Origin of the sequence: Mycobacterium sp. 1165196.3, from assembly GCF_001673415.1 — a bacterium.
GTDB classification, from domain to species: Bacteria; Actinomycetota; Actinomycetes; order Mycobacteriales; family Mycobacteriaceae; genus Mycobacterium; species Mycobacterium europaeum_A.
In genome coordinates this window covers 1-10,562 of the sequence record NZ_LZLU01000175.1, presented here as the reverse complement: position 1 = coordinate 10,562, position 10,562 = coordinate 1, and the positions used below count along the sequence as shown (strand labels likewise).

General features: G+C 68.7%; 11 protein-coding genes and 3 pseudogenes. 7 read left to right on the top strand and 7 right to left on the bottom strand.

Features of this window, described 5'->3' with window-relative positions:
- The 3 genes from A5659_RS18570 to A5659_RS18560 all read right to left on the bottom strand — a co-directional run.
- The coding region (locus A5659_RS18570) for a thymidine phosphorylase (protein ID WP_067183299.1) at positions 1 to 907 on the bottom strand (907 nt) is incomplete at its 3' end.
- A gap of 15 nt (positions 908 to 922) precedes the next feature.
- The gene (locus A5659_RS18565; protein WP_156749269.1) at positions 923 to 2,056 is read right to left on the bottom strand and encodes a hypothetical protein; all 1,134 of its coding nucleotides are present in this window, start codon (positions 2,054 to 2,056) and stop codon (positions 923 to 925) included.
- A gap of 49 nt (positions 2,057 to 2,105) precedes the next feature.
- Positions 2,106 to 2,510, bottom strand: coding sequence for a cytidine deaminase (locus A5659_RS18560; protein ID WP_067183296.1), 405 nt, complete (start codon positions 2,508 to 2,510; stop codon positions 2,106 to 2,108).
- A 259-nt stretch (positions 2,511 to 2,769) separates the two neighbouring features.
- Between A5659_RS18560 and sdhC the strand changes: the two genes are divergently transcribed.
- The 4 genes from sdhC to A5659_RS18540 are packed head-to-tail and all read left to right on the top strand — an operon-like array spanning position 2,770 to position 6,145.
- On the top strand, positions 2,770 to 3,108 hold the full coding sequence (gene sdhC, locus A5659_RS18555) for a succinate dehydrogenase, cytochrome b556 subunit (RefSeq protein WP_067183293.1): 339 nt from the start codon (positions 2,770 to 2,772) through the stop codon (positions 3,106 to 3,108).
- The gene (locus A5659_RS18550; protein WP_066863589.1) at positions 3,105 to 3,575 is read left to right on the top strand and encodes a succinate dehydrogenase hydrophobic membrane anchor subunit; all 471 of its coding nucleotides are present in this window, start codon (positions 3,105 to 3,107) and stop codon (positions 3,573 to 3,575) included. Before sdhC ends, A5659_RS18550 begins: the two co-directional genes overlap by 4 nt.
- Before the next feature lie 3 nt (positions 3,576 to 3,578).
- Positions 3,579 to 5,333 carry a succinate dehydrogenase flavoprotein subunit gene (sdhA, locus tag A5659_RS18545; protein ID WP_066863592.1) on the top strand — a complete coding sequence of 585 codons (1,755 nt, stop codon included), beginning with the start codon at positions 3,579 to 3,581 and terminating at the stop codon, positions 5,331 to 5,333.
- Positions 5,333 to 6,145, top strand: coding sequence for a succinate dehydrogenase iron-sulfur subunit (locus tag A5659_RS18540; protein WP_066882225.1), 813 nt, complete (start codon positions 5,333 to 5,335; stop codon positions 6,143 to 6,145). The genes sdhA and A5659_RS18540 overlap by 1 nt, the downstream gene beginning before the upstream one ends.
- Positions 6,146 to 6,171: 26 nt before the next feature.
- On the opposite strand, the gene A5659_RS18535 is transcribed toward A5659_RS18540, so the two are convergent.
- Positions 6,172 to 6,645 carry a hypothetical protein gene (locus tag A5659_RS18535; RefSeq protein ID WP_082971983.1) on the bottom strand — a complete coding sequence of 158 codons (474 nt, stop codon included), beginning with the start codon at positions 6,643 to 6,645 and terminating at the stop codon, positions 6,172 to 6,174.
- A gap of 121 nt (positions 6,646 to 6,766) precedes the next feature.
- Here A5659_RS18535 and A5659_RS18530 point away from each other — a divergent pair.
- Positions 6,767 to 7,408, top strand: a pseudogene (locus A5659_RS18530) (carboxymuconolactone decarboxylase family protein); the annotation flags it as partial.
- Here the strand turns inward: A5659_RS18530 and A5659_RS18525 are convergent.
- On the bottom strand, positions 7,380 to 8,303 hold the full coding sequence (locus A5659_RS18525) for a sigma-70 family RNA polymerase sigma factor (RefSeq protein ID WP_067183290.1): 924 nt from the start codon (positions 8,301 to 8,303) through the stop codon (positions 7,380 to 7,382). The pseudogene A5659_RS18530 and the gene A5659_RS18525 sit on opposite strands and share 29 nt — an antisense overlap.
- Positions 8,304 to 8,329: 26 nt before the next feature.
- On the opposite strand from A5659_RS18525, the gene A5659_RS18520 reads away from it, so the two are divergent.
- On the top strand, positions 8,330 to 9,673 hold the full coding sequence (locus A5659_RS18520; RefSeq protein ID WP_067183285.1) for an aspartate aminotransferase family protein: 1,344 nt from the start codon (positions 8,330 to 8,332) through the stop codon (positions 9,671 to 9,673).
- On the opposite strand, the gene A5659_RS18515 is transcribed toward A5659_RS18520, so the two are convergent.
- Positions 9,648 to 9,899, bottom strand: coding sequence for a hypothetical protein (locus A5659_RS18515; protein WP_066863646.1), 252 nt, complete (start codon positions 9,897 to 9,899; stop codon positions 9,648 to 9,650). The two genes, A5659_RS18520 and A5659_RS18515, sit on opposite strands and share 26 nt — an antisense overlap.
- Positions 9,900 to 10,126: 227 nt before the next feature.
- On the opposite strand from A5659_RS18515, the pseudogene A5659_RS28605 reads away from it, so the two are divergent.
- A pseudogene (locus A5659_RS28605) lies at positions 10,127 to 10,279 on the top strand (D-alanyl-D-alanine carboxypeptidase); the annotation flags it as partial.
- Here the strand turns inward: A5659_RS28605 and A5659_RS18510 are convergent.
- Positions 10,274 to 10,562: pseudogene (locus tag A5659_RS18510) on the bottom strand (D-alanyl-D-alanine carboxypeptidase); the annotation flags it as partial. The pseudogenes A5659_RS28605 and A5659_RS18510 sit on opposite strands and share 6 nt — an antisense overlap.

The following is a 10,562-nucleotide window of genomic DNA, read 5'->3' as shown; positions in this document are numbered from 1 at the left end:
CGGTGCCGTCGCGCAGGGTGTCGGCGGGGTCGCGGTCGGCGATCCCGGCCAGCTCCAGCATCTCGGAGGCCAGCCGCAGGGTCAGCTCGACGACGTCGGGCGGCCCGCCCCCAGCCAGCACCTCGAGCGACTCGGCCACCTCGAGGGCGTTGCCGACCGTGGCGCCCAGCGGCCGGTTCATGTCCGTCAGCAGCGCGCGGGTGGGCACGCCGTGCGCCGCCCCCAGCTCCACCATGGTGTGCGCCAGCTCGCGCGACTGCGCTTCGGAGTCGGTGAACGCCCCGGAACCGACCTTCACGTCGAGCACCAGCGCGCCGGCCCCCTCAGCCAGCTTCTTGCTCATCACCGAGCTGGCGATCAGCGGCAGCGACTCGACCGTGGCGGTGATGTCGCGCAGCGCGTACAGCTTGGCGTCGGCCGGGGCCAGGTCGCCGGCGGCGAAGATGGCCGCGCCGAGGACGCGAAGCTGCTCGCGCACCCGCCGGTTGGACAGCTGGGCGGTGAACCCGGTGATGGATTCCAGCTTGTCCAGGGTGCCGCCGGTGTGGCCGAGCCCGCGGCCCGACGCCTGCGGGACCGCGGCTCCGCAGGCGGCGACGACGGGCACCAGCGGCAGGGTGATCTTGTCCCCCACCCCGCCGGTGGAGTGCTTGTCGACGGTGGCCAGGCCCAGGTCACCGAAATCGAGCGTGTCCCCCGACGCCAGCATCGCCGCCGTCCACCGGGCGGTCTCGGCGCGGTCCATGCCGCGCAGCAGGATCGCCATCAGCAGCGCCGCCATCTGTTCTTCGGCCACCCGGCCGTCGGTGTAGGCGCCGATGACCCAGTCGATGGCGGCGTCGGACAACCGGCCGCCGTCGCGCTTGGTCCGGATCACCGTGGGCGCGTCGAACGCGGGGTCAGCCAAGTGGCTCCCCGGGGCTCAGGGTGTCGTCCCGTTCTCTTTGACGAACGACGCAAGCGCGCCGACGAGCTGGGTGGAGAATGGCAGTGGCTTCGGGTAATTGACCGGCGTTCCGCTGGCGTCCTCTTTCAGGACGTGGTTCACCCCGGTCAGGTGGACATAGTCGGTCTTGGTGCCCGCGCTGGTCAGGCCTGACACCAGGGAATCGACGTCCTGGCAGGTGATCTGCAGATCGGCGTCGCTGCAGGTGACCAGCACCGGCATGTTGCGCGGCAGCTTCGCCGCCAATGCCTGCGGGTCGATCGCGTCCTCCTGCAACAGGGCGTGCGCATTGGCGGCGTTGATCACCGACTTCAGCCCGGGCGGTTCGTCGGGCGGGACCTGGCCGGTCGCGCGGAACTGCTGTATCGCGTTGTCGATCGCCGCGGTGCTTTCGGCGGCCCGCGCCGCGGCGACGCGTCCAGACCTGACGGCGGCGTCGGCCTGGGCGTGGGCCTGCTCGGACACATGGTCGAGGATGCGGCGGCTCGCCGGTTCCACCAGGCCCAAGGACTGCACCGCGGGAACCGTCCCGGGCGCGGCGGTGGCCAGCATCATCGCGTAGAGGGCGCCTTCGCTGTGGCCGAGCGCCATCAGATGAGTCCGGTCGATGCCGGATTGGTTGGCCAGGAAGTTCAACGCGGCGGCCGCCTCGTCTTTGAACACGCCGATGTCGACCTTCGCCGGGTCGGTGGCGTAGGGGCCGAGCCCGGTCTGACCGGTGCCCAGCTTGTCGTAGCGCAAGCTGGCGACGCCGTCGTCGGACAGCGCCCGCGCCAGATTCCGCAGCGTGTCGACCTGACCCGGCATGGCGGCCGAGTCACCGTTGCGATCCGTCGGCCCACTGCCGGCGATCAGCAGCGCCGCCGGCACCGCCCGCCCATGCCCCGCCGGATGACGGAACGTGCCGTACACGGTCATGTCCGCGACCGGGAAGGAGACGGAGTCCTCCACCCAGGACGACGACGCCGGCGCCGGCGACGAGGTCCCCGACGGCGGCTTTGCGGCGGGTGACTGCGACGCGCATCCCGCGGCTCCCATACCCGCCGCGATCAGCACCGCAACAAAAAGCCTGGGCAGCGATCCCGTCGGCGGCGCGCTCCCCCGTTGCACACGGATGACGGTAAGCCGACCGGCAACACTCAGCAAGCGACCGCGTGCATCAGCCACGCCCGCGGGCCAGGTCGTCGGGCCCGAAAGCGTCCGGCAGCAGGTCGCCGAGCCGGCGCGGCCCGCGCGGATGGTCGATCAGCAGCTCCGGGCCGCCGTGTTCGGCCAGCACCTGGCGGCACCGCCCGCACGGCATCAGCACCGATCCCCGCCCGTCCACGCACGCCAGCGCCACCAGGCGCCCACCGCCGCCCGAATGCAGGGCGCACACCACCGCACACTCGGCACAGAGACCGAGGCCATATGAGATGTTCTCCACATTGCAGCCGGTCACCACCCGGCCGTCATCGACCAGCGCGGCCGCCCCGACCCGGAATCGCGAGTACGGTGCGTAGGCATCCTCGGCGGCATCTATTGCCTTGTCCCGCAACATCTTCCAGTCGATCTCAGGCGTCATGAATCCCCGCTCACCGATGGCCGATTCCGACAGTCACCCTATCCGCAAAACGGCGTTTCGCTTGACGGACATTGTCCCAAGTCACAGCGTGTCCGAGCTAAGCTCAAGTGCCCGGCGTGACCGACGTTGAGGCCGGAAGAAGGCGCAGGACTGGGGTGACACTGGGGTGACTACGCAACCGACAACCGCGGATCCGGCGGCTCCGGCTCCCTCGCGCAAACGCAGGCCACCACGCACGCTGTACCGGGGCGACCCAGGCATGTGGTCGTGGGTGCTGCACCGGATCAGCGGCGCGACGATCTTCTTTTTCCTGTTCGTCCACGTCCTGGACGCCGCGATGCTGCGGGTCAGCCCGCAGACCTACAACGCGGTGATCCACGATTACCAGATGCCGGTCGTCGGGCTGATGGAATACGGCCTGGTCGCGGCGGTGCTCTTTCATGGCCTGAACGGGATCCGGGTGACCCTGATCGACTTCTGGTCCGAGGGCCCGCGCCATCAAAGGTTGATGTTCTGGATCGTCGGCGTCGTGTTCCTGCTGCTGATGGTTCCGGCCGGCGTGGTGACGGTCATCCACATGATGGAGCACTTCCGATGAGCGGCCCGGATTTGCAGCTCGGTCGCGGCGAGCTCGCCCCGGTCAAACAGCGCCTGTACGACCGCCCCGCCAGCCTGGACAACCCACGCTCCCCGCGGCGGCGGGCCGGCATCCCCAACTTCGAGAAGTTCGCGTGGCTGTTCATGCGGTTCTCCGGGATCGCGCTGTTCGTGCTGGCGATCGGGCACCTGTTCATCATGTTGATGTGGGATAACGGCGTTTACCGCATCGACTTCAACTATGTGGCGCAGCGCTGGGCGTCGCCGTTCTGGCAGTTCTGGGACCTGGCGCTGCTGTGGCTGGCGCAGCTGCACGGCGGCAACGGCCTGCGCACCATCATCGACGACTACAGCCGCAAGGACAGCACCCGCTTCTGGCTCAACAGCCTGCTGTTGTTGTCGATGGGGTTCACGTTGGTGCTGGGCACCTACGTGCTGCTGACATTCGACCCGAATATCGGAGGCTGATCGATGATCCAGCAACACCGGTACGACGTGGTGATCGTCGGCGCGGGTGGTGCCGGCATGCGGGCCGCGGTGGAGGCGGGCCCGCGGGTGCGCACCGCGGTGCTGACCAAGCTCTACCCCACCCGCAGCCACACCGGGGCGGCGCAGGGCGGCATGTGCGCGGCGCTGGCCAACGTCGAAGAGGACAACTGGGAATGGCACACCTTCGACACCGTCAAGGGCGGCGACTACCTCGCCGACCAGGACGCGGTGGAGATCATGTGCAAGGAAGCCATCGACGCGGTGCTCGACCTGGAGAAGATGGGGATGCCATTCAACCGCACCCCGGAGGGCCGCATCGACCAGCGCCGCTTCGGCGGGCACACCCGCGACCACGGCAAGGCCCCGGTGCGCCGGGCCTGCTACGCCGCCGACCGCACCGGCCACATGATCCTGCAGACGCTGTATCAGAACTGCGTGCGCCACGACGTCCAGTTCTTCAACGAGTTCTATGCGCTGGACCTGGTGCTCACCCAGACCCCGAGCGGTCCGGTGGCCACCGGCGTGGTGGCTTACGAGCTGGCCACCGGCGACATCCACGTCTTCCACGCGAAGGCGGTCGTGCTGGCCACCGGCGGTTCGGGCCGGATGTACAAGACCACCTCCAACGCGCACACGCTGACCGGCGACGGCATCGGCATCGTCTTCCGCAAGGGTCTTCCGTTGGAGGACATGGAGTTTCACCAGTTCCATCCGACGGGCCTGGCCGGCCTGGGCATCCTGATCTCCGAGGCGGTGCGCGGTGAGGGCGGCCGGTTGCTCAACGGCGAGGGTGAGCGCTTCATGGAGCGCTACGCCCCGACGATCGTTGACCTGGCGCCGCGCGACATCGTGGCCCGCTCCATGGTTTTGGAGGTTCTGGAGGGTCGCGGCGCTGGCCCACACAAGGATTACGTCTACATCGACGTCCGCCACCTCGGTGAGGACGTGCTGGAGGCCAAGCTGCCCGACATCACCGAGTTCGCCCGCACCTACCTGGGCGTGGACCCGGTGCACGAGTTGGTTCCCGTCTACCCGACTTGTCACTACGTGATGGGCGGCATCCCCACCACCGTGACCGGACAGGTGTTGCGGGACAACACATCTACGGTGCCGGGCCTGTACGCGGCCGGCGAGTGCGCGTGCGTGTCGGTGCACGGGGCCAACCGGCTGGGCACCAATTCGCTGCTGGACATCAACGTGTTCGGCCGCCGGGCCGGCATCGCCGCGGCGTCGTACGCGCGGGGCCACGACTTCGTGGACATGCCGCCGGAACCGGCGGCGATGGTAGTGGGCTGGGTCGGCGACATCCTCTCCGAGCACGGCAATGAGCGCGTCGCCGACATCCGCAACGCGTTGCAGCAGTCGATGGACAACAACGCCGCGGTGTTCCGCACCGAGGAGACGCTCAAGCAGGCGCTCACCGACATCCACGCGCTGAAGGAGCGCTACGCCCGAATCAGCGTGCACGACAAGGGGAAACGGTTCAACAGCGACCTGCTGGAGGCCATCGAACTGGGCTTCTTGCTGGAGCTGGCCGAGGTCACCGTGGTCGGTGCGCTGAATCGCAAGGAGTCGCGCGGCGGCCACGCCCGCGAGGACTACCCCAACCGCGACGACGTCAACTTCATGCGCCACACCATGGCCTACAAGCAGGGCAGCGATCTGCTGAGCGACATCGCGCTGGACTTCAAGCCGGTGGTGCAGACGCGCTACGAACCGAAGGAACGGAAGTACTGATGGCCGAGAGCGTCGGAACCGAAGAGGCAGCCGAGGTCGAGACCAGCCTGGAACCGCCGCTGCCGGCGATTCCGGACGGGGCGGTGATGGTGACCGTCAAGATCGCCCGGTTCAACCCCGACCAGCCCGACGCCTACGCGGAAACCGGTGGCTGGCAGAGCTTTCGGGTGCCGTGCCTGCCCAGCGACCGGATGCTCAACCTGCTGATCTACATCAAGAGCTACCTGGACGGCACGCTGACCTTCCGGCGTTCCTGCGCGCACGGCGTGTGCGGCTCGGACGCGATGCGGATCAACGGCGTCAACCGGCTGGCGTGCAAGGTGCTGATGCGCGACCTGCTGCCCAAGAAGCCGGGCAAGCAGCTCACCATCACTGTCGAGCCGATCCGTGGGCTGCCGGTGGAGAAGGACCTGGTGGTCGACATGGAGCCGTTCTTCGACGCCTACCGCGCGGTGAAGCCGTACCTGATCACGACCGGCAACCCCCCGACCCGCGAACGCATCCAGAGTCCGACCGACCGCGCCCGCTACGACGACACCACCAAGTGCATCCTGTGCGCGGCGTGCACCACCAGCTGCCCGATCTTCTGGCACGAGGGCAGCTACTACGGCCCGGCGGCGATCGTCAACGCGCACCGGTTCATCTTCGACAGCCGCGACGAGGCCGCCGCCGAGCGCCTGGACATCCTCAACGAGGTCGACGGCGTGTGGCGCTGCCGCACCACGTTCAACTGCACCGAGGCCTGCCCGCGCGGCATTCAGATCACCAAGGCGATCCAAGAGGTCAAGCGCGCGATCATGTTCTCGCGCTAGGCGTTTCGCGGCGGCACGTCGTCAGATCAGGGCTTCGACTCCCCGGTACGAGTACCCGCGACGTGCGCCGGCCCGACGCGGTCGTCGCCGAGGTCGGTTTCCGGCATTTGTGAAGCGGGTTGCTCGTCCGCCGGGGACTGAGTCGCCCCGCCCGGGGTATCCGACGGGCTGGCCGACGTGTAATCGGGATTCGTCTCCGGTCTCGTGGCGCCGCCCGCGCCTCCCGAGTCACCCGCGGCACTCTGTTGGCGTCCCTCGTAGGGCGGGATCGCGCTTCCGGTGTCCTGCGGGGGCAATTCGCCGGTGCCGCTGTAGACATCGGACGCGGTCGGATCGCTCATCGGCGGATTCGCGTCTTCGTCCACGGTGCCCACCGGACGATCTGCCCCGCCGGGCTCGGGAGTGTCCGTGCCGGTGTCGCGCGCACCGCTGCCCAGCTCGGGATCGTCGAAATGTTCCAGCCTCGAATCGTCGGACTGTTGATCGTTTTGAGAGGTCATCTTCAATCTCCTCACCCTCTCGCTACCCCGCCGCGCCGGTTGGCGCGACGAGGGTGAGGTCCGGGTACCCGGACCTCACCGTGGGAAACACCTGCTCACCACCGGCGCCTCGCCGGACCTGTCACACAACGCGTGGCCGCCTCGTCTGATCGGTATGACACAGAAAACCCGCATCGAGCCCCTGCCCCCCAAGCGCACCGGGTTGCTGACCCGGGCCATGTACCGGATCGCCAAGCGGCGCTACGGCCAGGTTCCCGAGCCGTTCGCCGTGGCCGCACATCATCGCAAGCTGATGATCGCCAGCGCCCTGCACGAGACGATGGTCGACCGGGCGTCGAAAACGCTGCCCACCAGCGTCCGCGAGCTGGCCGTGTTGTGGACCGCGCGCCAGGTCGGCTGCTCGTGGTGCGTCGACTTCGGATCGATGCTGCAGCGCCTGGACGGCCTGGACATCCAGCGCCTCAAGGACATCGACAACTACGCCACCTCAACGGCATTCACCGACGACGAGCGCGCGGCCATCGCCTATGCCGCCGCGATGACCACCGATCCGCACACCGTCACCGACGAGCAGGTCGACGATCTGCGGGCCCGGTTCGGCGACGCCGGTGTGTTCGAGCTGACCTATCAGATCGGGTTGGAGAACATGCGGGCCCGGGTGAATTCCGCACTCGGCATCACCGAGCAGGGCTTCAATTCCGGTGACGCGTGCCGGGTTCCGTGGGCCAACCAGCTCAACGAGCCCGCAGCGGGGAGCCGGTGAATTTGTCGGGATTGGCGATATCCCATAGGGCGCAGACCTTTCCGTCGCGCACGGTCGCGGCCATGATCCGCGGCATCAGCTCGCGGTAGCCGTCGCTGGCGGGGCAGCCGGGCGTGTAACCCCCGAGCTCGCCGTTGACCAGCCCCAGCTGATACGAGGTGAACATCGCCGGGCCGTAGCGCTGGGCCAGGCCGAAGAAGAACCGGGCCACCTTGTCGGCGCCGTGGATGACGTTGATTGCGGTGGGCGCCTTGCCATTCGCATCGCCCGTCAGGACCACGTCGGGGTGCAGCAGCGCCACCACGGCTTTCAGGTCCCCTGCGGCCATGGCGGCCAGCAATTTGCCGACCACCTCGGCGTGCGCCGGATCGGGCTTGGGTGCGGGCTCGGCCGAGACGGCCTTGCGGGCCCGCGACGCCAGCTGCCGCGCGGCGGCCTCGTTGGTGCCCAGCACCTCGGCCACCTCCGCGAACGGCACGGCGAACCCGTCGTGCAGCACGAAGGCGACCCGCTGATCCGGTGACAACCGCTCCAGCACGACCATCGCGGCGAACCGCGCGTCCTCGCCGGCCACCACCGCGGACAGCGGATCGGCTTCCGAAGCGGTGGAGCCGAACCCGGTGACCACCGGCTCGGGCAGCCAGTTGCCGGTGTAGCTCTCGCGGCGGTGCGCGGCCGAGCGCAGCCTGTCCAGGCCGAGCCTGCTCACCACCGTGGTCAGCCAGGCCCGCAGGTCGGCGATCTCTGCCTTGTCGGGCTCCTGCCGGTGCCAGCGCAGCCAGGCGTCCTGGACGATGTCCTCGGCGTCGGCCACCGTGCCGGTGAGCCGGTAGGCCACCGCCATGAGATGGGGCCGTAGCGACTCGAACTCGCTGACCTGCTGCGCTGCGGTCATGTCGCGAGGTTACGCTCACCAACAACATGACTGACAACCTCTGGCTGCACTTCGCCCGGCACGGCCCGGACATCACGCCGCCGATCATCACGCGCGGCGAGGGTGTCACCATCTACGACGACCGCGGCAAGAGCTACCTCGACGGCCTGTCCGGCCTGTTCACCGTCCAGGTCGGCCACGGCCGCGCCGAGCTCGCCGAGGTCGCCGCCCGCCAGGCGAGCACGCTGGCGTTCTTCCCACTGTGGGGCTACGCCACTGCACCGGCGATCGAGCTGGCCGAACGCCTCGCCGGCCACACCCCGGGCGATTTGAACCGGGTCTTCTTTACGACCGGTGGCACCGAGGCCGTCGAGACCGCGTGGAAACTGGCCAAGCAGTACTTCAAGCTCACCGGCAAACCCGGTAAGCACAAGGTGATTTCGCGCTCAGTCGCCTACCACGGCACCACCCAGGGCGCGCTGGCCATCACCGGGCTGCCGAAATACAAGGCCCCGTTCGAGCCGGTGACGCCCGGTGGCTTCCGGGTGCCCAACACCAACCTCTACCGGGCGCCGGAGACGCTGCGCACCGACCCGAAGGCGTTCGGGCGGTGGGCCGCCGACCGGATCGCCGAGGCCATCGAGTTCGAGGGCCCCGACACCGTGGCCGCGGTGTTCCTGGAGCCGGTGCAGAACGCCGGCGGCAGCATCCCGCCTCCCCCAGGCTATTTCGAGCGGGTGCGCCAGATCTGCGACGAATACGACGTACTGCTGGTCTCCGACGAGGTGATCTGCGCGTTCGGCCGGATCGGGTCGATGTTCGCCTGCTCGTCGGACATCGGCGACTTCGGCTACGTGCCCGACATGATCACCTGCGCCAAGGGAATGACGTCGGGCTACTCACCGATCGGGGCCATGATCGCCAGCGAGCGGCTGTTCGAGCCGTTCAACGACGGCGCCACCATGTTCCCGCACGGCTATACCTTTGGCGGGCACCCGGTTTCGGCGGCCGTCGGGCTGGCCAACCTGGACATCTTCGAGCGCGAGGGCCTCAATGATCACGTCAGAACCCACGCGCCCGTGTTCCGCGCCACGCTGGAGAAGCTGTACGACCTGCCCATCGTCGGCGACGTGCGCGGCGAGGGTTTCTTCTACGGCGTGGAACTGGTCAAGGACCAGGGCACCAGGCAGACCTTCAGCGACGACGAGCGCCGCCCGCTGCTCGCCCGGGTCTCCGCGGCGCTGTTCGAGGCGGGGCTGTATTGCCGCACCGACGACCGCGGCGATTCGGTCATTCAGCTGGCGCCGCCGCTGATCAGTGGGCAGGCCGAATTCGACCTCATCGAGGCGGCGCTGCGCGGCGTGCTCAGCGACGAGTGCCGCCGGCTGTAGCCAGGATCCGCTTGACCTCGTAAGCGGCCAGCAACACCTCGCGGGAATGCGCCGTGGTGGGGCTGCTGGTGATCCGCGACTGAGCGTTGCACAGCCAGGCCAGTGCGGACCGCAGGTCGCCCTCGGGGGTGGCGTCGCGATGCAGTTTCAGCTCTTCCAGCACCCGGTCGTCGTCGGAGCCGCGGACCTGGCTGCCCTTCTCCACCCGCTTGAGCAGCTGTTCCAACGATCGTGGGCCGTCGCCGTCGCGCCGCAACTGAGACCACGTTCGAGACCAGAACCGATCGTTTGAAATGGCACATCCCTCGGGGATTCGGGGCGGTCGATGGGTTCCGAACTGACCGCGTGCCCAGCGTAACCCGGCCCGACCGACCAGGCTCAGTAACTTCCGTCTCACCAGTCACAGCGCGGCTCCCCGGATTCGGGCGGTCGATCGCTTACTGTGCTCAGACGATGACCCTGTTACGTTCCGCATCATGCCTGGCAGCGGCGCTTTTCCTGACCGCCGCCCCGGTCACGCTCGGGGTGCCGCTCGCCACCGCCGAGCCCGGCGCCGAGCCGAATGCCGCGCCGGCCAACTGCCCGTACAAGGTGACCACGCCGCCCGTGTGGGTCCTTGGCCGCGATCACCGCGCCGCTGTCCAGGTCCGCGACCAGCCACGCGTCCGCGGAGACGTCGTTCGGCAGCGGCGGCGTGTTCGGCGCGGTGACGATGCCGCAGCTGCCCAGCGCGTCACCGCCGACGGGCTTGGCGGGCACCGCCAGCGGGATCGGCGGGTCGCCGGCGGTCGGGGCCTCGGAGGAATCCACCGCGGGCGGCGTGGTCACCTTGTACGGGCAGTTGGCCGGCGCGGCATTCGGCTCGGCGCCGGGCTCGGCGGTGGCGAGC

What these genes read in the sequence shown, in the direction of transcription:
- sdhC (WP_067183293.1), top strand. Translation starts at nt 2,770, where the DNA reads ATGTGGTCGTGGGTGCTGCACCGGATCAGCGGCGCGACGATCTTCTTT.
- A5659_RS18520 (WP_067183285.1), top strand. Translation starts at nt 8,330, where the DNA reads ATGACTGACAACCTCTGGCTGCACTTCGCCCGGCACGGCCCGGACATC.
- A5659_RS18535 (WP_082971983.1), bottom strand. Translation starts at nt 6,645, where the DNA reads ATGACCTCTCAAAACGATCAACAGTCCGACGATTCGAGGCTGGAACAT.
- A5659_RS18550 (WP_066863589.1), top strand. Translation starts at nt 3,105, where the DNA reads ATGAGCGGCCCGGATTTGCAGCTCGGTCGCGGCGAGCTCGCCCCGGTC.
- sdhA (WP_066863592.1), top strand. Translation starts at nt 3,579, where the DNA reads ATGATCCAGCAACACCGGTACGACGTGGTGATCGTCGGCGCGGGTGGT.
- A5659_RS18540 (WP_066882225.1), top strand. Translation starts at nt 5,333, where the DNA reads ATGGCCGAGAGCGTCGGAACCGAAGAGGCAGCCGAGGTCGAGACCAGC.
- A5659_RS18560 (WP_067183296.1), bottom strand. Translation starts at nt 2,510, where the DNA reads ATGACGCCTGAGATCGACTGGAAGATGTTGCGGGACAAGGCAATAGAT.
- A5659_RS18525 (WP_067183290.1), bottom strand. Translation starts at nt 8,303, where the DNA reads ATGACCGCAGCGCAGCAGGTCAGCGAGTTCGAGTCGCTACGGCCCCAT.